At 40.0% G+C, this 21,908-nt stretch carries 18 protein-coding genes; 15 read left to right on the forward strand and 3 right to left on the reverse strand.

The window, feature by feature from the left end; translation table 11 throughout:
- Positions 1-86 precede the first annotated feature (86 nt).
- The 5 genes from N1I80_RS01545 to N1I80_RS01565 all read left to right on the forward strand — a co-directional run bounded on the left by N1I80_RS01545 (position 87) and on the right by N1I80_RS01565 (position 5,235).
- Positions 87-866 (forward strand): MurR/RpiR family transcriptional regulator, encoded by a 780-nt coding sequence (locus N1I80_RS01545; RefSeq protein WP_340736215.1) that lies wholly within the window; start codon positions 87-89, stop codon positions 864-866.
- Between the two features lie 204 nt (positions 867-1,070).
- A complete protein-coding gene (locus N1I80_RS01550) occupies positions 1,071-2,087 on the forward strand; it encodes a Gfo/Idh/MocA family oxidoreductase (protein WP_340736216.1) in 1,017 nt (338 codons plus the stop codon).
- A gap of 28 nt (positions 2,088-2,115) precedes the next feature.
- Positions 2,116-3,099: a Gfo/Idh/MocA family protein gene (locus tag N1I80_RS01555; protein ID WP_340736217.1), complete on the forward strand. Its 984-nt coding sequence runs from the start codon at positions 2,116-2,118 to the stop codon at positions 3,097-3,099.
- 104 nt (positions 3,100-3,203) lie between these two features.
- Positions 3,204-5,063 (forward strand): beta-glucoside-specific PTS transporter subunit IIABC, encoded by a 1,860-nt coding sequence (locus tag N1I80_RS01560; RefSeq protein ID WP_340736218.1) that lies wholly within the window; start codon positions 3,204-3,206, stop codon positions 5,061-5,063.
- A gap of 7 nt (positions 5,064-5,070) precedes the next feature.
- Complete coding sequence (locus tag N1I80_RS01565) at positions 5,071-5,235, forward strand: hypothetical protein (protein WP_340736219.1); 165 nt, start codon at positions 5,071-5,073, stop codon at positions 5,233-5,235.
- A gap of 94 nt (positions 5,236-5,329) precedes the next feature.
- Here N1I80_RS01565 and N1I80_RS01570 read toward each other — a convergent pair whose 3' ends face one another.
- Complete coding sequence (locus tag N1I80_RS01570; protein WP_340736220.1) at positions 5,330-7,453, reverse strand: methyl-accepting chemotaxis protein; 2,124 nt, start codon at positions 7,451-7,453, stop codon at positions 5,330-5,332.
- 641 nt (positions 7,454-8,094) lie between these two features.
- Positions 8,095-8,724, reverse strand: coding sequence for a hypothetical protein (locus N1I80_RS01575; protein WP_340736221.1), 630 nt, complete (start codon positions 8,722-8,724; stop codon positions 8,095-8,097).
- Positions 8,725-9,004: 280 nt separating this feature from the next.
- Here N1I80_RS01575 and N1I80_RS01580 point away from each other — a divergent pair, with 280 nt between their 5' ends.
- From N1I80_RS01580 to N1I80_RS01605, 6 genes are all read left to right on the forward strand, one after another.
- Positions 9,005-10,744 (forward strand): sensor histidine kinase, encoded by a 1,740-nt coding sequence (locus N1I80_RS01580; RefSeq protein WP_340736222.1) that lies wholly within the window; start codon positions 9,005-9,007, stop codon positions 10,742-10,744.
- Complete coding sequence (locus N1I80_RS01585; protein ID WP_340736223.1) at positions 10,744-11,472, forward strand: LytR/AlgR family response regulator transcription factor; 729 nt, start codon at positions 10,744-10,746, stop codon at positions 11,470-11,472. The genes N1I80_RS01580 and N1I80_RS01585 overlap by 1 nt, the downstream gene beginning before the upstream one ends.
- A gap of 145 nt (positions 11,473-11,617) precedes the next feature.
- Complete coding sequence (locus N1I80_RS01590; protein ID WP_340736224.1) at positions 11,618-13,078, forward strand: carbon starvation CstA family protein; 1,461 nt, start codon at positions 11,618-11,620, stop codon at positions 13,076-13,078.
- 121 nt (positions 13,079-13,199) lie between these two features.
- Positions 13,200-13,943 carry a MerR family transcriptional regulator gene (locus N1I80_RS01595; protein WP_340736225.1) on the forward strand — a complete coding sequence of 248 codons (744 nt, stop codon included), beginning with the start codon at positions 13,200-13,202 and terminating at the stop codon, positions 13,941-13,943.
- A 149-nt stretch (positions 13,944-14,092) separates the two neighbouring features.
- Positions 14,093-14,893: a hypothetical protein gene (locus N1I80_RS01600; RefSeq protein WP_340736226.1), complete on the forward strand. Its 801-nt coding sequence runs from the start codon at positions 14,093-14,095 to the stop codon at positions 14,891-14,893.
- Between the two features lie 75 nt (positions 14,894-14,968).
- Positions 14,969-15,694 carry a MerR family transcriptional regulator gene (locus tag N1I80_RS01605; protein WP_340736227.1) on the forward strand — a complete coding sequence of 242 codons (726 nt, stop codon included), beginning with the start codon at positions 14,969-14,971 and terminating at the stop codon, positions 15,692-15,694.
- 53 nt (positions 15,695-15,747) lie between these two features.
- Here the strand turns inward: N1I80_RS01605 and N1I80_RS01610 are convergent, their stop codons facing one another.
- Entirely contained in the window at positions 15,748-16,080 is a 333-nt protein-coding gene (locus N1I80_RS01610) for a DUF6173 family protein (RefSeq protein WP_340736228.1), read from the reverse strand.
- A gap of 310 nt (positions 16,081-16,390) precedes the next feature.
- On the opposite strand from N1I80_RS01610, the gene cas3 reads away from it, so the two are divergent.
- From cas3 to cas7c, 4 genes are read left to right on the forward strand one after another with little or no spacing between them, the layout of a single operon-like run.
- Positions 16,391-18,553, forward strand: coding sequence for a CRISPR-associated helicase Cas3' (gene cas3 / locus N1I80_RS01615; RefSeq protein WP_340736229.1), 2,163 nt, complete (start codon positions 16,391-16,393; stop codon positions 18,551-18,553).
- Positions 18,554-18,585: 32 nt separating this feature from the next.
- Positions 18,586-19,230, forward strand: a complete 645-nt coding sequence (gene cas5c, locus N1I80_RS01620; RefSeq protein WP_340736230.1) for a type I-C CRISPR-associated protein Cas5c — start codon at positions 18,586-18,588, stop codon at positions 19,228-19,230.
- 6 nt (positions 19,231-19,236) lie between these two features.
- A complete protein-coding gene (cas8c, locus tag N1I80_RS01625) occupies positions 19,237-20,871 on the forward strand; it encodes a type I-C CRISPR-associated protein Cas8c/Csd1 (protein ID WP_340739943.1) in 1,635 nt (544 codons plus the stop codon).
- The gene (cas7c, locus tag N1I80_RS01630) at positions 20,871-21,770 is read left to right on the forward strand and encodes a type I-C CRISPR-associated protein Cas7/Csd2 (RefSeq protein WP_340736231.1); all 900 of its coding nucleotides are present in this window, start codon (positions 20,871-20,873) and stop codon (positions 21,768-21,770) included. The genes cas8c and cas7c overlap by 1 nt, the downstream gene beginning before the upstream one ends.
- The last annotated feature ends 138 nt before the right edge of the window (positions 21,771-21,908 follow it).

Consider the following 21,908-nt stretch of genomic DNA (forward strand, 5'->3'; position numbering starts at 1 on the left):
CAGAAGGAATTAAAATGGATAAATACGATGAAAGCTAGATGACAAGGGATTCGAGGGGTTTCATTAATTAAAAAGGGGGATAAAAATTGTTAATTAACAAGATGAAGTATATGAAAGATTTAACTAACCAGGAAAGACACATAGTAGAATATATAATTGAAAATCCTGAAATTGTCTTTAAGGTGACAGCCAATGAATTAGCAAAATTAACGTATACAAGCTCCTCTACTATTGTGAGATTTTGCAAAAAGTTTGGAACAAAAGGGTTTCCAGATTTCCAACTTCAGTTTGCATTAGAATACAAAGAATCTAACTTGAAAAATAGACTTCAGAATGAGGAAGTTGGGGTCGCAAAGGAATTTATAGATAAGGTCGACTCCATCCCATATATTTATGAGGAAGCATTAATACAGACCCGAAAGCGATTTAACATGGAGGATCTAGTTGTGATCATTGATTGGTTGAAAGAGGCAAACCGTATTGAAGTTTACGGTGTAGATATGAATTATTATATTGCCCAACAAGTTTGTGCTAAATGGAATGAAATTGGGATACATGCCAGTGCATATAACAGTGTAAACTATCACTTATTAACTAACACAAAAAATAATGCAAAGACTGTATCGTTCGTCATTTCTCATACAGGCAAGAACAAAGCAATCATAGATATTGCAAAAACGCTCAAATCATTTAATCAAAAAGTAATTGCCATATCAGGTACTAAGCAGAATGAATTGGCAAAGTTAGCTGATAAAAATATTCAAAGCTATTATAATCATGAAACCCCGCATTTAAGCAAAATATTTAATGTAATTACGACCCAATATATCTTTGATGTATTTTATTTAGGGACCATTGAAGAATAGATGAAATTCTTAATATTTTATTTGACAGACGGTAAATTGATCATTAATATTCCATAAAAGTCCATTTGTGAAATTCAATTTCATAGATGGGCTTATTATTTTGCAAATGTTGAAAGCGCTTTCCAATACACGCGAAACCTATTAATAAAATGAAAATAGCGTGATATGGTAGCCTTACTAGCACGAGCAAAGGAGAGATTCATAATGATGAACATCGCAATGATTGGTTTTGGGAATGCCGTTCTAAATTACCATTTACCGTATTTAGAAAGAAAAGAAAATATAAACGTGAAATATATCTTCCGTAGAGAAGAGGATCGTATTCGAGAAGGTACAGAACATGAAAGTTGGTATCCACCTATTCATTTCACTACAGATTTAAATGAAATCTTGCAGGATAGCGAAGTAGACCTAGTTGTTATTTGTACACATGTGGATAGTCACATGGAATATGCAACAGCTGCATTGGAAAATAACAAGCATATATTAGTGGAAAAACCATTTGCACCAACAATTGAAGAAGCAAATCATATTTTTGAATTGGCAAAGTCTAAAGGACTTATTGCAATGGCAAATCAAAATAGAAGGTTTGATGGAGACTTCCTTACTCTTGAAAAGGTACTTAGAAGTGGGAAGTTAGGGAATGTTGTTGAAATTCAATCTCATTATGATTACTTCATGCCGCAATATATTAAAAGAGGTGACTTCGGCTTTTTATATGGGCTTGCTGTTCATACCATTGACCAAATCATATCTGTATATGGTAAGCCAGATGATATTCACTACGATGTAAGGAGCATTTCTTATCCAGGAGAATCAGATGATTATATTGATATTGATTTTTACTTTGGAAGAACGAAAGTAACGATAAAATGTAGCGTAGCTGTAAAGCTTGAACATCCGAAATTTACAGTTCATGGAGACAAAGGCAGCTTTATTAAATATAGCAGTGGCCACCAAAAGAAAAACCCTAATGGTCCAACTACTGTCTCCTTCGAGCGTGAAGCAGAAAACAATTGGGGTAAACTTTCTTATATAGATGATAATGGTGTAGAACAGAATGAAAATGTACCATCGGAAGTTACAGATTACGGAATTTTATATGAAAAGCTTTACCAGGCAATTAAAAATGAGGGTGAAAAGCCAGTGAAAGATGAAGAAGTAATCATCGTATTAAAGATATTAGAAGAGGGTCTTTCTATTGCAAAAAAAGCAAAGTAAATAACAGTAATGAATTGGAGGAATAAAAGTGAGAATAGGAACGATTGGTACTGGATTAATAGTGGATGTATTCTTATCAGCTCTAAATAAAATAGATGGTGCGCAATGCGTAGCAATGTATTCCCGTAAAGAAGAAACAGCTAAACCATTAGCCGAGAAGTATCAGGTAGAAACGATCTATACGGACCTAGAAAAGCTTTATATGGACCCTACTATTGATTTTATTTATGTAGCCTCTCCAAATAGCTTGCATTATGAGCAAGCCTACCGAGCATTAGAACATGGAAAGCATGTCATTTGTGAGAAGCCTTTCACTTCGACAGTGAGTGAAACAGAGAATTTAATGAAACTGGCTAGGAAAAATCGACTAATGTTGTTTGAAGGAATTACAACCATTCATTTACCAAACTATCAGCTGATTAAACAACATGTCGGAAAACTGGGTCAATTGAAATTTGTCCAATGTAATTATAGCCAGTACTCTAGTAAATACGATGCATTATTAAGAGGAGAAACACCGAACGCTTTTAACCCTGAGTTTTCTGGCGGTGCATTAGCGGATATTAACATTTACAACCTTCACTTTATATTAAATTTATTCGGTGCCCCTCAGTCAGTCAGCTATACAGCGAATAAACATCCGAATGGAATAGACACTTCTGGGGTCTTAGTAATGAAATATCCAACCTTCATTGCAGAGTGTGTAGGAGCCAAGGATACGAGAAGCATGAACTTTGTTCTCATTCAAGGGGAAAATGGTTATCTTCATGTAGAAAATGGCGCGAATGGTTGTCAAAATGTCAGATTACATTTAAAGGATAAAGAGATTCTTCTAAATAGCCAAACGACGCTCAATACCCTTTATTACGAACTTCTTGTTTTTAAAGAGATTTTTGAACTTAAAGATTTTGAACGTTGTAACGAATTATTGGATTACTCACATTCTGTTATGGAAGTGTATGAAAAGGCAAGGAAGACAGCAGATATTGTTTTTGCAGCTGATAATCAATAAAAGGTGATAAAAGTACTGCTCCAGTAAGAGTTAGTGCTTTTATAAAACGGAAGTAAGCGCTGTCAATAGCTAGATTTTTATTATCTAAGGAGGAGTGAAAGGGTATGGATAATAAACAATTAGGGAATAAAATCATCGAGCTGGTTGGCGGAGAGGGAAATGTCAATTCTCTCGTTCATTGTGCAACTCGGCTACGATTTAAGCTGAAGGAACATAATAAAGCAGATAAGAAAGCATTGGAGAAAATCCCAGACGTTCTTACTGTAGTTGAAAAAGGCGGCCAATATCAGGTTGTTATTGGAAATAAAGTAGGGAAAGTTTACACAGAAATTATGAATGGTCATAATATTCATACTAGAGGTTCAGGAGATACAGATGGGGTGCAAGATAAAAGAAATGTTGGAGTTGCAGCTAAAGTCTTTGAATATATTTCTGGAACGTTTTCACCGTTAATTCCTGCATTAGCAGGTGCGGGGATGATAAAAGCATTACTTGCAGTCCTTTCCATGTTGAACTGGATTGATGTGGAAGGGACAACCTATGCTGTATTAAATGCGGCATCAAGCGGTCTATTTTATTTCTTTCCAATCTTTATAGGTATTTCTGCAGCTAGGCAATTAAATGCTAACCCATTTGTCGGCGGTACGATTGCAGCGGGTTTACTAGAGCCTAGTTTCACAGCGCTTTTAGAACGCACTGGTGATATCAGTTTTATGAGTGTCCCACTTATTGCAACGGATTATACATCGACTGTTTTCCCGTTGCTAATTGCAATGGCAATTTACGCACCACTTGAACGAATCATTAAAAAGTATACACCGGATACGATTCAATTGTTTTTTGTGCCAATGCTAGGCATTCTAATTATGATGCCGTTAACCGCATTAGTTTTCGGGCCATTTGCACAGTATGTTAGTGCGGGGATTGGCGCAAGTATCACATTTTTATCAGAATTTTCGTCAGTTCTTACGGGTGTTGTTATTGCCAGTGTTTGGCCTTTCCTTGTTATTCTAGGGGTGCACTGGGGTGTTGTCCCTATTATGATTGATAATTTTTCTAAAGGCGGAGACATTATTGGCCCAATTACTTCTGGATCGGTATTTGCGGTAATGGGGATTGCTTTTGGTATATTCCTTCGTTCTAGAAGAAATAAAGATTTACGGTCATTGGCACTTGCGGGTACATTGTCAGGATTGCTTGCAGGTGTAATCGAACCGATTCTCTATGGTTTAGTATTGAGATATCGAAGATTAATACCATTAATGTTACTATCCGGTGCTCTCGGCGGGGGGATCATTGCGCTATTTGATGTAAGAGTATCTACATTTGTATTCCAAAGTATATTTAGCATACCTGTTTATTCACCAATGGTAGGCTATATTATAGGGATTGGAACCGCATTTGCTGTAGGAACCATTCTAGCTTTTATTTTTGGGACTGAAGGTGAAAAATCGAAAGGAGTAATTGAAACAGAAGTTTCATCTGTTCGTAATGAAAACGTAGGAAAAGTAAGATATGAATTAACAACGCCTTTATCAGGTAAAATAATTCCATTAGGTGATGTAAGTGACTCTGTATTTTCAAGTGGAGTAATGGGAAAAGGGGTTGGAATTGACCCTAGTGATGGCATTGTAGTAGCACCATTTGATGGAAAGGTAGTAACAATCCTCTCAACTAAACATGCTATTGGTTTAGCAAGTGATGAAGGTGTCGAAGTGTTGATTCATATTGGGCTTGATACCGTTCAGTTAGACGGGAAACATTATGAGGTGCACGTTGAAACAAATCAGGCTGTTAAAAAAGGGCAAAAATTAATAACGTTTGATATCGAGGCTATTCAAAAGGATGGATATAATACAATAACACCCGTTATTATAACGAACGCTGCCGATTATTTGGATGTTCTACCAACCGAATCAAGTTACGTTGGCTTAGAAGATGTGGTATTAACTGTCCTTAAGTAATACTATCTTGACGACAGATAATGCCAAAGTAGAGGGTGGTATTCCTGCAACGTTTACAGCATTGATGCGCATAGAAGGCATTCGCCTGCGCAATAGCTTTAGCTTGGAGCGATACATTCACCCAGTAGGATCGGAGGGTTATGACACTGAAGTTTGGTTGCCGATTGAGTAAAATTCGCGGATACTAGCTAGGTCACCTGGCTCTAAGATAAATAGAAGAAAAAGGTGAGATGCTACTTTACAAGTAAGGTCTCACCTTTTTTTGCTTATACCTTAAACTGACGTAATGCGATATTGAGTTCTTCAGAAAGTCCTTTCAGTGTTGCGGAACTTGCGGTGATTTCTTCCATGGAGGCGAGCTGCTGTTCAGCAGCGGCGGCTACTTGGTGTGTTTGTTCATATGAGGTTTCTGCGCTGCTCGCTATTTCTTCAGAAGTAGCTGCAATTTCCTCTGAGCTAGCCGACATTTGTTCAGCGACAGCCGACAGCTCGATAGCCTCTTTCACAATTAGTTCGATGGAAGTGATGATTTGTTTGAATGCGGATTCGACTTCCCCCATCCGCTTGATGCCATCATTGACACCGCTTTCATTTTTAGTCATAGAATCGGCTGCTCTTATTGTATCCGCTTGAATGGAACTGACAAGTTTTTGAATGTCGGCAGCAGAACTATTTGTTTCGTCTGCCAATTTTCGAACTTCATCAGCAACGACGGCAAACCCTTTGCCAGCCGTGCCAGCTCGTGCTGCCTCAATGGCTGCATTCAAGGCTAATAGATTTGTCTGCTCTGAAATGGATGTTATAACAGAAACGATGTTTTGAATTTTATTGGCTTCGGCTTCCAATTGCTCAATAACCAATTTTGTTTCGTTTGTTCCTTGATGTATCGTGTCCATTTGCTGTACAGCGTTTTGCACAACCCTTTGTCCGCTATTCGCCTGTTCCATCATTTTTTGTGTAGTGTCAGATACAGTTATCGCTGTAAAGGAAACTGTTTGGACCCTTTCAGACATTTCTCCCATTGCTTTTGCACTCTCTTCAGCGCTTTGCATCTGGACTTCTGCTGACTGCGCAACCTTTTCGGTGGCGGATGTCACTTCATTCGCCGCAAGAGTGGCTTCGTTTGTGACAATGTCTACTGCACTGGCAGACTGTTCTACCAGTTGAGCACTATCCTGAACCTGACTGATTAAACTTCTCATGCTGTCACTAATTGAAGTGAAAATAGCGGCAAGGTCGCCCAACTCATCTTTACGCTTTAAAAATCGTCCTGAAATGGTCTGTGTAAAGTCCCCTCGCTGCAAGACTTGTCCAAATCCAACAGTGGCACGTAGTACTTTTGTGATATTCCGTGTGACGACAAAGATAATGAGGGCGAGAATAGAGACAATGACGATAATGCTAATGATAATCTGAGTTGTAACCGCTTTCGCTTCCTTGGTCACTTCATCAAGGGGAGCGACTAAAAGGGCACTCCAAGGTGTTTGGATCCCCTCAACATAAATAGGTGAAAATAAGCGATAGACATCCTCATTCAAAATATCAGATAACCCGGAAATTTGTATCTGCTGTCCTTGAAGTACTGCATTTCTAACCGCCTCACCCTCCTCACTTTCACTCATGGCAGTATGGTCAAAATAATTACGTCCAATTAAGTCGTTATGCTGATGTGAGATGACAATCCCGGTATTAGACATCAGGCTTGCAAAACCACTATCGTAAAAGGAAAATTGAGTGACCAATTCATTCAATGTTTTTAACTCCATATCCACGCCAATTACGCCAACTGCTTTTCCGTTCACTTTAACAGGAAAGGCAATGGAGGTGATATAAATCGTTTTTCTATTCAGCTCGACAATAACAGGCTCAAAGAGTGCATTTTCACCCGTTTCTAACACCTTTTTAAGATTCGTATGTAAGTCGCCAAGCCGATTATAGTCCTTCATCGGAAGAACGATGAACTTTCCATCCTCGTCTTTTGACCAGATCGGGACAAAACGTCCGGTAGTATCATGCCCTTCTGTGTTGACATAATCTGCATCTTTTCCATCATAGGCATCCGGCTCCCAAACCATCCATGAGCTAACCGCATTGGGATTTGTAATCAGTAATTGACGCAGCATCGTACTTGCATCATCCCGTGCAGGAACTGAACCACTATCAAGCAATCCACCTAATGACTGGGACAATGTCTGAAGTGCCGCTGTCGTTTTTTCTAGCTCAAGCCCCAATTCTTCAGCAAGTAATTCTCCGCGTGTTTCTAAATTTTCCTCCGCGACTTGTATAGCCGTGGAATGGACTGTCAGAGAAATATATGTACCCAGACCGGCAAAGAAAAGAATTGTTGGTACTAAAATGAATAACAACATTTTGGTTTCTAGTTTCTTCATATTACGGCTCCCTTTTACTAGTATATTCCTACTATTGATAATTATCGGTCTGTTAGTGCTATTTGTCTAGGGTATAATTATAGATAGTACGATTTTTCTTTGAAAAAGTAAAAAATGTGTTCATATGAGTATGTGGGTTATTGTGGTTGTGTATTCCTCCGGTAGGTTTGGAAGGCTATGAGATTTAGACTTTAGTGTTTTTCAAAGTCTTTTTTAATTTAGTAGAAATATAGCAGGTGGATTATTATACCGATAAATGGATGTGGTTTTATGGAACCATGCGAAGGGCGAAGAAAAGTCCCAAGTGAATTGTTTACACTTGGGACGTGGACAGAGGCGCGTTAGCGCTTTTGTTATTGCACGAAATAGCCAGCTTGGCAGATGACGATGGGCGAACACAAGAATCCCGTAACTGTGAATCCAAGATTTAAAAGAGGTTTAAGTGCTAAACGTTGAACTTTAAACGATAAGAGCTTTGATGCGTAAGTTTTATAGCTTTAAGATTTAAACCTTGAGCTTTTATCATTTGCAACTGCTTCAATTGTTTGTAGGTTGGGTGTTGGTTTTACTTGTTGACCCAAAGAAACACCAACAAAAGAAGGGTCTTGTGGACATCGTTTTCGACTACTCATGCAAGTCAATTAGATGGTAATCTTCGTCAGTGCATTTGATTCAGACAGAACGGCATCGACTTCTGCTTTGAAGCTAGAAACCTTTACTTCTAGCTCTTCGATGCGTGTATTAATTTTGAGCGGATCAATCAATATATATTCATTTCGTTCCATAAACGCCTTTGTATGCAGTTCGACTTCTTCTTTTTTCGCATGTTCCTTGCTGCCTAAAATAGCTGTTAAATATTCCTCTAAGCGTTTCGGAAGGGAATCATTTTCTTTTGTCAGTTTGTTGATGGCCATTCTGCGGGCTTCAATCATGGAAGCTAATAATTGTTCTTCATTTTCAATGGAGGTTTTACGCTCGATGGCTTTGGCAACGGTCATCGTTTCGCCCGCTACTGTCACTTCTGTTATGGCGTTTGATTGCACAATTGCATCCTTAATGTGAATGCGTCGCTCGATGAGTGAAACGGCCTTGTCAAAACCAGATTGAATGGTTTTTTCATAGTCTTCAATGGATAGGCCTTTGATTTTTTGAGTGGATTGGCGGTCTGTTGCTACGTAATCAGCCTCTTTAATGGCTTTGGCGATTCGCTCGTTTAAGGTTTTTAGTTCCGATAAAGCGCGATGGATTGACATGGTTTGTGTGGTAGTCATTTACTCATCCTCCATAATGGCTTTGATGATACGAGTGTACCATATCTAACCAATGGAGGTCACTAAGGTAGTTGAGGGAATTGTGAAGTCGCTGGTAAAGTCCTCGAGGTCGCCGGTAAATCCTTGAAAGTCGCTGGTAAAGTTCTCAAAGTCGCCGGTAAACTCTCGAAACTCGCTGGTAACATCCCTAATCCCGATAACTGAAAATAAAGATACGTATCCCCGCACATTTACAGTATAATTTAACAAATGCGTTTTTAAAAAATGAGGTGGAATTCCGTTGTTGGACTTGCTGGTAATAATGCTAGAACGAGTCGGTATGATTGTGGCGGTTGCCTTCATTTTGACTCGCTTTCAGTTTTTTAAAAACCTTGTGCATCGTGATAAATTGAATCGTAAGCAGGAGCTTACGGCAATTCTGTTTTTCGGTTTTTTTGGTATTGTAGGCACGTATTTTGGAGTCGCGCTTAATACGAATACGTTGCATTTTAATAGTGTTGCAACGGCATTGAGTTCAGAGGAGGCCATTGCGAATTCGCGTGTCATTGGTGTGGTAGTCGCAGGTTTGTTGGGGGGCTACCGTGTGGGGATTGGCGCGGGGCTAATTGCGGGTATTCATCGTATGACGTTGGGTGGATTTACAGCGTTTTCCTGCGGGCTTTCAACAATCATTGCAGGTGTTGTCGCTGGGGCTTTTTATCGGAAAGGGAAAGCGCTTAAACCGTTAACTGTTTTTGGTATCGGGGCGCTTGCGGAATCGATGCAAATGTCTATGATTCTGTTGATATCCAAACCATTTGAGCAAGCGCTCACACTGGTTGAGGTCATTGGAATTCCGATGATTTTAGCGAATGGGGTGGGGACGGCATTGTTCCTATTGATTGTCCATAATGTAATCAGCCAACAGGAGAAAGTGACGGCGCTGCAGGCGCAGAAAACGTTGCGCATTGCCAATCAAACACTCGGTTATTTGCGCACGGGCATGAACGCCGACACGGCGCAGGCTGTCTGCAATATTCTATTCCGTGAATTACAGCCAAGTGCTGTTGCCATGACCAATCAAACGGATATTCTTGCCCATGTCGGGATTGCCAGTGATCATCATAAGGTAGGCAGCTCGATTCGGACGGATGAAACGAAGGATGTCATTCTTCTTGGAGAGTTGGTTGTCGTCAATGACGGCACCATTCACTGTGATTATCCAGGCTGTCCACTAGGTGCAGCAGTCATAGCCCCCCTGATTCGACGAGGTGAAACAATTGGCACGCTGAAACTGTACTATCCATCTGAAAAAGTGATTACTGATGTTAGCATCGAATTAATCGCCGGACTGAGCTCGCTATTAAGTAACCAATTAGAAATCGCTGAAACGGATCGTGCTTATCAATTGGCAAAAGAGGCGGAAATCAAAGCGCTACAGGCACAAATTAGTCCTCACTTCTTATTTAATTCCATGAATATTATTGTGTCCTTGATTCGCACAGATCCAGACCAGGCACGGAAGCTATTGACGTCGTTATCGTACTTTTTGCGGCAAAATGTGACGGGAACAACTGCATCTCAAATAACACTTGAGCAAGAGCTGTCGCATGTCAAAGCGTATTTGGAAATTATAGAAGCTCGATTTGTAGATCGACTGACCATTGTGTATGACGTGGATGATCATTTGCTACACGTAAGAATTCCACCATTCACCTTACAGCCGATTGTTGAAAATGCAATTCATCATGGCATTAGGGATATGGAGAAAAACAGTATTATTAAAATGGCGGTACGTGATCTTGGGGCAGAAATTGAGATTATGGTGGAGGACAACGGTAAAGGGATAACACCTGAGCGGCTAGCTATTTTGGGGACAACGCAGTTGGAGTCTGAAACAGGAACTGGGGTAGGCCTATTCAATATTAACCGTCGCTTACTCATGACGTTTGGCGATCAAGCCGCTTTGTCACTCAAAAGCAAAGAGCATGAAGGAACAGCTATTTCATTTCGAATTCCTAAATTGGAGGTAGGTGTCTAATGGGGACAATCCGCACTTTGATTGTAGATGACGAACGATATGCACGCGAAGAGTTAACGTATTTACTAGGCAAGTTTCCAGGGGTTCAAGTGGTTGGGGAGGCCGAGAGTGGGGAAGCGGCCATTTTAAAAGCATTACAGCTCCAGCCGGATGTTGTTTTTCTAGATGTCGAGATGCCGAAGATGAATGGCATTGAAGTGGCGAAGACCTTGGTGGAGTTAAAAAAAGTACCACTCATCATTTTTGCAACCGCTTATCCACAATTCGCGGCGGAGGCTTTTCGCATCAATGCTGTCGATTATTTATTGAAACCGTATGATGAGGGGCAGCTAAAGCAAACGATCGAGCGAATTGTCAAGACCTTACATCCAGCGCCACAGGTCGACAATACGGAGAAGCCTGGCAAATTGGCGGTAGAAGCAGGCGGTGATATCGATTATATTTTACCGCAGGATATTTTGTATATTTTTCGAGATGACAAAGTGACGAAAATTATTACGCAAACCGATGACTACGATGTAAGGACTACATTGAAGGAGCTTGAAAGTCGCTTAGAGCCATTTTCATTTTTTCGGATTCATAAAGGCTATCTCGTTAACTTGAAATATGTCAGTCGATTAACGCCATGGTTTAATGGCGCCTATCAATTAGAGTTAGAAGGTTTGGAAAAAAAGCTGTCCGTTAGTAGAAATTATGTTAAAGATTTGCGACAACGCTTAGAATTGTAATGACATGTTAACCCTTACTATTTACATGTTAAACTCTTAAACTCACATGTTGCACCGGAAAACACCTATTTTAGAAAATTTACCATAAACTAAATATATAGGATGGTAAGAAAGACAAACAAATAGGAGAAATAGGGGTGTTCACATGATTACATTTTTTAGCGCAATTGTACTTTTAGTTATCGCTTATTTTACGTATGGGAAATTCATTGAAAAGATCTTTGACCCTTCGGATGCTCGGAAGACACCTGCGTATGCCAATGCAGATGGTGTCGACTACGTGCCGATGCACAAACAAAAAAATGCGCTCATTCAGCTGCTCAATATAGCTGGAACTGGTCCAATCTTCGGACCAATTATGGGTGCGTTATTTGGACCAGTCGCTTTCATATGGATTGTTTTCGGAGCGATTTTTGCAGGAGCTGTGCATGACTATTTAACAGGTATGATTTCGATTCGTAATAAAGGCGCACATATTCCAGAGCTTGCTGGAAAATTTTTAGGTAATGCTTCCAAGCATATTGTAAACGTTTTCGCGCTTTTGCTTCTACTATTAGTTGGGACTGTATTTGTAACGACGCCGGCCTCTTTATTGGCAATATTAATGAATGGTAAAGTGGCATTATGGATCTTAATTACAGTTATTTTTGTTTACTATTTCTTATCTACGATTCTTCCGATTGATAAAATTATTGGTAGACTATATCCGTATTTTGGTGCGGTACTATTGATTGGTACTATTGGGGTTGGAGGAGCCTTAATATTCTCGGATTATACAATTCCAGAATTGACGCTGGCGAACTTGCACCCAGATAATGTACCGGTCTTCCCAATTTTATTCTTTACAATTACTTGTGGCGCTCTATCTGGTTTCCATGCGACACAATCACCAATTATCTCTAGAACAACACAAAAAGAATCACAAGGTCGCTATGTATTTTACGGCATGATGATTACGGAAGCAGTCATTGCGATGATCTGGGCTGCGGCGGCAATGAGTATGCTAGACGGACAAACATTAAGTGAGTTCATCAAAACAGGTACACCTTCTTCCGTTGTTAATGAAGTATCCATGACGTTGCTAGGCGCTATTGGTGGAACAATCGCGGTATTAGGGGCTGTCGTATTGCCGATTACATCAGGCGATACAGCGTTCCGTGCTGCACGTTCAATTATTGCGGATTACTTGAAGATTGATCAGAAAAAAGTGGCAAAACGATTGATGATTGCTGTACCATTGTTTGCGGTATCGGCATTGCTAACACAAATCGATTTCAACATCTTGTGGAGATACTTCTCTTGGGCAAACCAAGCAACAGCGGCAATTGCCTTATGGATTGCGACGATGTATCTATTTATTAAAGGCAAGAACTACTTTGTGTCGCTCGTACCGGCACTGTTCATCACCTACATGGTCTTCGTCTATATCTTAAACGCGAAGATTGGATTGAGCTTAGACTTGCAACTGTCCTTCTACATTGGAATCGTCTTGACGGCTATTTTGACGGTCATGTTCTTTATTAAAGCGAAAAACAATAAGGCGAATAAGATTGAAACGGATATTGTAGTTGATGGTGTGGATATGAATGATAAGAAATTAGCTTGAAGCTATAAATGAAGGGAAGAGATTTTGGCATTGTCCAAAGTCTCTTTTTTCTATCTTTTTATTTGAGAATTGACTCGCACCTAACGGGTAGGTTTATAGTTATTAAAAAGGAGGTGTGTTCATGCTGTCTATTGGAAAAACGGCCCATCTTGTGGGTGTCACGGTGAAGGCTATTAAACATTATGAAGAGCTGGGACTTATGAAGCCTGCTTTCGTTAATCAAGAAACGGGATACCGCTTTTATTCGCAAATGGAGCAACTGCAACTGATTCGTATTAAAACATTGAGGCGATTTGGGGTATCTCTCTCCGCTATTCTTGCAGAAGGAGACGAACAAATGGAGTCGTTGTTATTGACGAGGAGACGGCAAATAGAACTTGAAATGGACGATTTGCAACAGACGATGGAAGCGATTGAAAGCTATTTAAACAAGGAGGAGATTCATATGGAAACACGTATTGTTGAGATGGAGGAAACGACAGTAAAGGGATATGGATTAGTGGGGCCCGTTTCAGAAATTCCTGCTGAATGGGGGAAATTAAATAAGGAAATTGCTAATAAAGGCATCGTTGTGGAAGAATCTTTTGGTGTTTGTTTGAAGATGGAGGGAGAGGAAATCCACTACATCGCTGGGATTAAATCAAATCTCGCTGAAGGTTTTCCGAATACGCAAGAGGTCGTTATTCCGGCAGGGAAATTCGTTGTTGCGACGGTGGAAGGAGGCATTCCGGGAATTCCCGCTACGTACGATGCCATTATTAAAATGGAAGATATCAGACTACGAGATTGCTATGATTTCGAACGATATCTTCATCCCGCAGGAGCGGTTGGTGATGCCATTGAGATTTGGATGCCGATTGAGTGAATGCAGTAAGAGACAGCGAATTGGAGTATAAAATATGAATGTATTAAGAAGAGATTTCGGGTCAGTCCGAGAAGCTCTTCTTTTTTTGAGAGTTGACAATGAGTAGTCAAAACGATGACGATGTATGAAAGGGATGGTGATATCGGGAGATGAAAGAGATTTATAGGAAGACGTCGAAAGTTAGTTTTATAGGCGGGATTGGTGCGACAATCTTTGGAATCATTTTTTATTTTTATGGATATGAGGGCTTTTCTGAAAATGGCGATACGCTGCTTGAAGCTGGATTGTTTGCAGTGGCCTTGATTGGCGCCGGATTTTATTTTAAAAGTGCACATGAAAAATTAAGCAATGAAACAATGAGTGCTAGCCTGTTGAGTTTGGAAGATCTCCATGAATTGAATTTTCAGCGGGTGCCTGCTCTATTACCGAAAATGTATAACGTCGATCCGAATGGCAATCCGTTATTTACAATAGAGCCATCTAAAGGGCGGCTGTCTAGGTGGCTGACGGTTTTTAATTTGTTTGAGAAGGGTTTTATCATTCCGGTACACTACGATATTTTAGATACTAGTGGACAACGGATTGCGGCATTTACCATCCGAGATAATGTGAAGCGTTACGAGTTGTCGCTGAGGAATTCGGACGGTACATTAATGAGTACCTACGTTCAATACCTGGGGAAATCGGCCTTGAAAAATCGTGGCATTTTGTATCATGCAGACGGGGCGGTTTGGAGGGAAATTGAAGCAAAAAGCATGGCTGGTGACATCGATGTGAAGGATGAAGAGGGAAAAATGACAGCATCGTATCGCTTTGGCATTTTCCCTTACGCCATGAACCCGGCATTTGTCAGCACGGCGCATCATGAACATGTGAAGTTGGGCACGCATATTTCGGTCGATGAGAAGCTTGCCTACATCATGATTTTCTTTTTGTGGTTGAAAGGTTAAATAAATTCTCTTTTCCCTGTTGACTCTCACGTTACGTCATACTTTATAGTTATTTTTGAAGGGAGGCCATGAGTGATGAAAGTGAAAGAAGTATCACAGTTAACCGGTATCAGTGTGCGCACACTCCATCATTATGATGACATCGGATTATTAACGCCAGACGAATTGACGGAGGCGGGCTACCGGATTTATTCCGACGATAGTTTGGCAACGCTGCAACAAATATTGTTCTTTCGTGAACTCGGCTTCTCTTTGAAGAGAATTAAAGAGCTACTCGATAGCCCTGCATTCAATCGTCAGGAGGCTTTTGAAATGCAACGGGAAATGCTCGTGGACAAACGCAAGCAGCTCGACAGTATGATTGCAACGATTGACAAGACCATTCTACAAGGAAAAGGGGAATTAGTGATGACGAATGAAGAGAAATTTAAAGGGTTCGATTTTAGTAACAATCCATATGAACAGGAAGCGAGAGAGCGTTGGGGAGATAAGGCGGTAGATGCGTCGAATCAGAAGGCTGCGAAGTTTGGGCCAGAGTTGGGTGAGGAGATGAATCGCATTTACTTTAAGTTGGCGGAGATTAGGCATTTAGATCCGGCTTCTGATGAAGCGCAGGCGGGTATTGGTGAGTGGTTTGTGTTGTTGAATAAGATGGGTGATTATTCGCTGGAGGCATTTGCGGGATTGGGGCAGATGTATGTGGCGGATGAGCGGTTTACGAGGAATATTGATAAGTTTGGGGAGGGTTTGGCGAGGTGGATGTGTGGGGCTATGGGGGTGTTTGCGGAACAAGGCGATTGATTAGGAGAAAGGTGCGGAAGAGACAGGACAAATTTTCTTCCGCATTTTAGGTATCAACGTTTTAAGAATCCAATAGTATTTTTCATTACACCTGGATTATCCTTTTTCGGTGGGGATAATTGAATATTAAGTTGTGCGATATGTTGTAGTAATTCAAATGGAACATTGGTCTGTACTGAAATCCCTTGGAATAGAATTAGTTTAGACCCGATGTGGCCGATTTTTAAGTTACTAATGATAGCAATCTGTCCGAAAGGGGAGAACATTATTCTTGCTTTACCATCAATGTCCAAGCTTTGATTATACGCATTGAGATAAGTGGTTATTTGTTTGGCGATGATTGCGGCTTCAGTTTTTGTATGTTGTTGTTGTTGTGAAACATCCATATGGAAACCTCCTTTCCTAATAAAATAGTAAATACGGTATGAAAACGATAAATGAGAGAACAGTCTCTAGGCAAGCTGAACAAGCGGTGATAGAATCGTGAATAGCGCCTAGTTTGGGCGAGGATTGAAACTATAACGCAATTTTGTAGGCACCTGTTGAAGAACGGGTGTTTTTTGCGTTGTCTATATTTTTTATTATGCATTAGTTGTTGATTTTTTCAGATTATTGTGTATAATGTGAGTCGATAGATTATATATCAACTGGTAAATTATAATATTGCATTATAGAAGTATTAGAAGGGGTCATAAAATGAAATATATCGCACACACTCCTCCTACCGAAGGAGATGCGTACCATTACTTGGATGACCATACTGAAGGTGTTCTACAAAAAGCAATTGAATTTAGTAAGTCATTTGATCCTTATGGGATTACTGCGGCTTCTGCATTGGCTCATGATTTAGGGAAAATGACAAAGGAGTTTCAGCAATACATTCAAGAGGAAAATCCTAAGCGCGGATCAGTTAAACATGCGTTAGGAGGTACGATTATCCTGAATCGAATTAATGATAGTCGTGCCAAACTAGCAGGTATTATTGTGGCGGGCCATCATGCTGGTTTGCCAGATGGTAGCAGAATCGTCAATGAAAAAATACCAAATGCAGAGAAGTATCTTAGTGAGTTGCCGAATGCTACACATCAGGAAGAAAAGAGGATTGAAGGATTACTTCAAACACTTGAGCCGCTCCCGAATTTATCGAAAGATGATTCAGTGTATGCGGATATGCTTGTCAAAATGTGTTTTTCTTCTCTTGTAGATGCTGATTTTTTAGATACGGAAGAATATATGGATAAGCAGCGTAGTTTGCTGCGTGAAAGGACTGACGCGGTTTTCATTCACAAACTGGATGAGAAGTTGCAAACATATATGGCAGAGTTAGTTGAAGAGGCTTCTAACACACCGTTGAATCGGAGAAGATTACAAGTTTATCAATCTTGTTTAGAGCAAGGCCTCTCATCACAGTCATTTCGCTCATTAAATGTCCCGACAGGACTGGGTAAGACGCTTGCAGCAATGGGATATGCACTTAAGCACGCAGAAAATTTTAATAAGAAGAGGGTAATTGTAGCACTTCCTTATACGTCGATTATTGACCAAAGTGCTCAAGTTTATAAAGGAATATTCGGTGAAGACGAGGTGCTTGAACACCATTCGCAAGTTGATTTTTCCGATGATGAAAGTGAACAGATGTCTTCTATGAGACTAGCGGCAGAAAATTGGGATCGATCGATTATTGTTACCACAACTGTCCAACTTTTTGAAAGCGTTTTTTCGAATCGAACGAGTAAATGCCGAAAGCTTCATAATATCGCGGATAGCGTCATTATCTTAGATGAGTTTCAAAAACTACCGATTGAAGTATTAGAACCTATTTTTAGGGCTTTAAAAATTTTGATGGACAAATTCAATGTCACAGTGGTCGTTTCAAGTGCTACCCCATTATCTTTTGATAAACCTGAGCTGTTTGGAAATATCAATGCTCCTATTGAGATATGTCCATATAATCATGAGCTTTTTGAAGAAATGAAGCGTGTTGAATATGAGTTTTTACGCGAATCATTGAGTAGTGAGAGTCTTGTTAATCGGATGGAAGATTGTAGACAAGTCCTATGTATTGTTAATACAAGAAAAGATGCAATGAAAGTCTATAAAGAAATGAAAAAGTTCCGGCAACAGGGCAGAAAAGTTTATCATCTATCCACATTAATGTGTCCGCATCATCGCAAAAAAGTTATTGCTAATATTCAAGTTGATTTGGAAAATGAAAAATCAATTGCTGTAGTATCGACGTCGCTCATTGAGGCGGGAATTGACTTTGATTTTCCGACTGTCTATCGAGCGATGGCGCCTATTGATTCTATTGTACAGGCTGCAGGAAGGTGCAATCGTGAAGGAGGCTTAGATAGTGGTAAGGTCTATATTTTTGAACTTAAAGGAGGAAGGTTACCGAAGGGGACTTATACAAGGGGAACTGAGCAGACAAGGATTCTTTTAAAGAGAAATGGAGCAGATTCGCTGCATAAACTAACTACCTATCATGAGTATTTTCGAGGGTTATATTCTCTTGAAGGAGAAGATGGGCTTGATAAATACGAAATTACTTCTGCTAAGCCGTTTGCCTATGAGACTGTCGATGGAAAATTTAAAATGATCGAACAGAAAACGGTTTCTGTTTTATGTCGTAATTATAATGCTGAAGTTGAAAATATCGAGCGCCTATTAAAGGAAGCAAAAGAGTTACCGTATTTAACGAAAAAATGGTATAGAAAAGCACAAATGTTTTCGGTGAACATAGGAGAGAACAGTCGATTTCTAAAAGAACATAGCTGCCAGTTAGAGCAGATTGCGGAAGGCTGGTATGTTTGGAAAGGGGAATATAAGGAAGTATCGGGGGTTAGCGAGTTCTTATAATAATCGATATTGAGTGAAAAGGAGGAGAACAGATGTCGTCGACTCTAAAGGTGAAAGTATGGGGAGATTTTGCTTTATTTACACGTCCGGAATCTAAGGCGGAACGGGTATCTTATCCAGTAATGACCCCTTCCGCAGCCCGTGGTATTTTGGAGGGAATCTTCTGGAAGCCAGAATTTAAATGGCGAGTTAGAAGCATCCATATTTTAAAACCTATTCAGTACTACTCTATTTTAAGGAATGAAGTTGCCTCAATTGTCCCAACAAGTATAACGAAGAGCAGGAAAGACTATTTAGCGGATGAAGACCGGCAACAACGTCATTCGCTAATGCTTAGAAATGTTGCGTATATAATCGAAGCTGATATCGAGTTAATGGAACATACGACGGATAATATAACGAAATATCGAGAAATGTTCAGGAGGCGTGTGGCAAAAGGACAATGTTTTCACAGGCCTTATTTTGGAACTAGAGAATGTTCCGTTCATTTTGCTGAACCGAATGATACCGATAAGGCCATCGATGTAACAGATAATCTTGGGCCGATGTTATTCGATTTAAAGTTTCCGAAAGGGAATGAAAAAAATCCGCAGGCTATCCCTTATTTCTTTGAAGCAAACGTGGAAAATGGTGTGCTCCATGTTCCGGATTACCTGTATGAGGAGGTGTATAGGTAAGTGTATATGACGCGACTTGTTGAATTTGCAGATGCCAACCGAGAGAAATTTCCCGCAATCGGTTATAAGCTAAAGAAGTTTCAATGGACTGCTTCTATTCATGATGATGGAGCAATTTCTTTTATTAAAGCAGATAAGAATGCACAGAGAACCATTCCAGATATTTCACGTTCTTCGGGAGTTAAGCCGATTTTACTAACGGATAAAGCTGAGTATGTCCTTCAAGTTGATAAAGAGAATGCAACGGAAAAGAATAAGGTGAGGACGAGCCAGTGTCATGAAGCATACATGGGTCTTTTAAAGGAGTGCTTTGAAGAAACAAAAAGCGAGCTAATTTTGCGTGTGATGAAGGCTTTGGAAAAAAGAGATTGGACATTGCCTAGTGATATGAAACCTGGAGACATCCTGGTCATTAAATTAGACATAGATAAGTTTCCTCATGCAGAAGAAAGTGTGAAAAATTTTTGGTCACGCAAAGTAACTCCGATAGCGGATGAGGCACAAAATAAAATCTGTTTCATTTGCGGTAAAAAAGCACCGGCAATTGAACGTCATTCTATGGAATTTTCGATTGGCGTGGATCGAACAAAGCTAATCTCTGCTAATGACAATGCTTATTTGTCATATGGATTAAAGGCTTCAGAGGTTGCTCCAACTTGTTTTAGTTGTGAGCAGAAATATGGCCAAGCTCTTTCCTATATGTTGCGCAAGCATACGAGTCCAAACTTAAAAGGTGGGCCACATACTTTTTCGGTTGGTGGTGTGACATATGTGTATTGGACAAGACAAAATAATGATGAAGTCGATGATCTTATTTCTTGTCTGTCAGATCCTGATCAAGAATCAGTAAAACGCATATTGCATTCAACCTATTCGGGATTTGAGAATAAGGTAGATACTAGTGATTTTTGTATTCTAGCTTTAACAGCGAACAAAGCGCGTTTAGTTGTCCGCGATTACACAGAAAAACCATATTGGCAAATTAAAGAGCAGTTGAAGCAATTTTTTGAGGCGCAAGATGTTGGAGGTCCACGTTTATATGGAATCTATACACTTGCTTCCTCTATGTATAGGGATGCGAATAAAGAAATACAGAAATATGCGATTAAAGAGTGGATGGGCTGGGCGCTTGAAGGTCGAGAACTATCAGGGCTAATCGCTTCACATATTTTAAAAAGAATCCAAGCTGGCGGTAAAATGCATGTTCTTCACGCGGCGGCAATTAAGAGTTGGCTTGTGAGTCAAAATAAGGAGGTGTGGACTGTGCATGTAGATGAAACGAAAAAAAGTGATTCGTATTTATGTGGAAGACTGTTTGCGGTATTGGAAAAAGTCCAAGAGGATGCAATAGGGGGGAATGAAACGATTGCATCGAGATTTTTTGGATCAGCTTCCACTGCACCAAAATCCATATTCGGGATGCTCATAAGGAATAGTCAAGCCCATCTCAGTAAAATAGGTAAGCAGAACAAAGGATTCGAAGTGAACTATTCCAAAAGGATACAAGGGATTTTAGAAGGATTAGAGGAATTTCCGACTGTATTAAGTTTACATGAGCAAGCTGAGTTTGCACTTGGTTATTACCATGAAAAACAAAATCTATTCAAAAAGAAACCAAAAGACGAGGGGGAAGAAGACTGATGAATTTCGAGCAAATTATTGATCCAACTAAAAGATATGATTTTATGCTTGTTTTTGATGTGACAGATGGAAATCCAAATGGGGATCCTGATGCTGGGAATCTACCGCGTATTGATCCTGAGACGATGCAAGGAATCGTAACAGATGTTGCTTTGAAGCGGAAAATTCGGGATTATGTGTATTTAACGAGAGGAGAAGAACAAGGCTTCGACATTTATGTTAAGCACCGTGGGATATTAACGAATGAACAGAAAAAAGCATTTGAAAAACTAGGGAAGGAAGAAGATGACGCTTCCCAGAATACAGTTAAAGACGCAAAACAGTGGATGTGTGAAAATTACTTTGATACAAGGATGTTTGGAGCGGTGATGTCCACCAAGAAATTCAATGCTGGACAGGTGAGAGGGCCTGTTCAAATTACATTTGCCCGCTCCGTGGATCGAGTGTTTCCATCCGATATTAGTATTACTCGTGTTGCTCTTACAAATGCGACTGACGTTAAAGGAGGAAATCCTGAAGCTACAGAAGCGCGTTCTGGTCAGATGGGAAGAAAAGCATATCTTCCTTATGGGTTGTATATAGCCTATGGATTTTACACACCTGCATTTGGCAAACAGACAGGCGTTGAGGAAAAAGATATGCAAGCTCTATGGGAATCGCTGGTCAACATGTGGGATTTCGATCGTTCGGCTTCTCGAGGAAGAATGGCATGCCGTGGCTTATATGTATTTGCCCATGAAAGCCAATTTGGTAACGCACCCTCACACCAACTTTTTGAAAAAATTGATATCCCGCCGACGAAAGTGAAAGCAGCACGTTCTTATAAAGATTATCAAGTAAACATCGATGAAGAGCTTCCGAGTGGAGTTGAGCTTCACAAGGTTATTCATTCCTTTTAAGAGAAAATGCAATAGCATTCCTTTTGATTGAGGGATGAGGGTTGAAACCATAGGAATGGCGGATATGCACCAAGGTCTCCTATACCACTCTTCTTAAAAGAGGGGTGGTAATTGAAATAGTCTAACGTATTCCTTATA

This window comes from Sporosarcina sp. FSL K6-3457, from assembly GCF_038007285.1.
Classification (GTDB): Bacteria; Bacillota; Bacilli; order Bacillales_A; family Planococcaceae; genus Sporosarcina.

Coding starts and splice junctions, on each gene's coding strand:
- N1I80_RS01550 (WP_340736216.1), top strand. CDS start 1,071: ATGATGAACATCGCAATGATTGGTTTTGGGAATGCCGTTCTAAATTAC.
- N1I80_RS01560 (WP_340736218.1), top strand. CDS start 3,204: ATGGATAATAAACAATTAGGGAATAAAATCATCGAGCTGGTTGGCGGA.
- N1I80_RS01570 (WP_340736220.1), bottom strand. CDS start 7,453: ATGAAGAAACTAGAAACCAAAATGTTGTTATTCATTTTAGTACCAACA.
- N1I80_RS01575 (WP_340736221.1), bottom strand. CDS start 8,724: ATGACTACCACACAAACCATGTCAATCCATCGCGCTTTATCGGAACTA.
- N1I80_RS01585 (WP_340736223.1), top strand. CDS start 10,744: ATGGGGACAATCCGCACTTTGATTGTAGATGACGAACGATATGCACGC.
- N1I80_RS01590 (WP_340736224.1), top strand. CDS start 11,618: ATGATTACATTTTTTAGCGCAATTGTACTTTTAGTTATCGCTTATTTT.
- N1I80_RS01595 (WP_340736225.1), top strand. CDS start 13,200: ATGCTGTCTATTGGAAAAACGGCCCATCTTGTGGGTGTCACGGTGAAG.
- N1I80_RS01600 (WP_340736226.1), top strand. CDS start 14,093: ATGAAAGAGATTTATAGGAAGACGTCGAAAGTTAGTTTTATAGGCGGG.
- N1I80_RS01605 (WP_340736227.1), top strand. CDS start 14,969: ATGAAAGTGAAAGAAGTATCACAGTTAACCGGTATCAGTGTGCGCACA.
- N1I80_RS01610 (WP_340736228.1), bottom strand. CDS start 16,080: ATGGATGTTTCACAACAACAACAACATACAAAAACTGAAGCCGCAATC.
- cas3 (WP_340736229.1), top strand. CDS start 16,391: ATGAAATATATCGCACACACTCCTCCTACCGAAGGAGATGCGTACCAT.
- cas5c (WP_340736230.1), top strand. CDS start 18,586: ATGTCGTCGACTCTAAAGGTGAAAGTATGGGGAGATTTTGCTTTATTT.
- cas8c (WP_340739943.1), top strand. CDS start 19,237: ATGACGCGACTTGTTGAATTTGCAGATGCCAACCGAGAGAAATTTCCC.
- cas7c (WP_340736231.1), top strand. CDS start 20,871: ATGAATTTCGAGCAAATTATTGATCCAACTAAAAGATATGATTTTATG.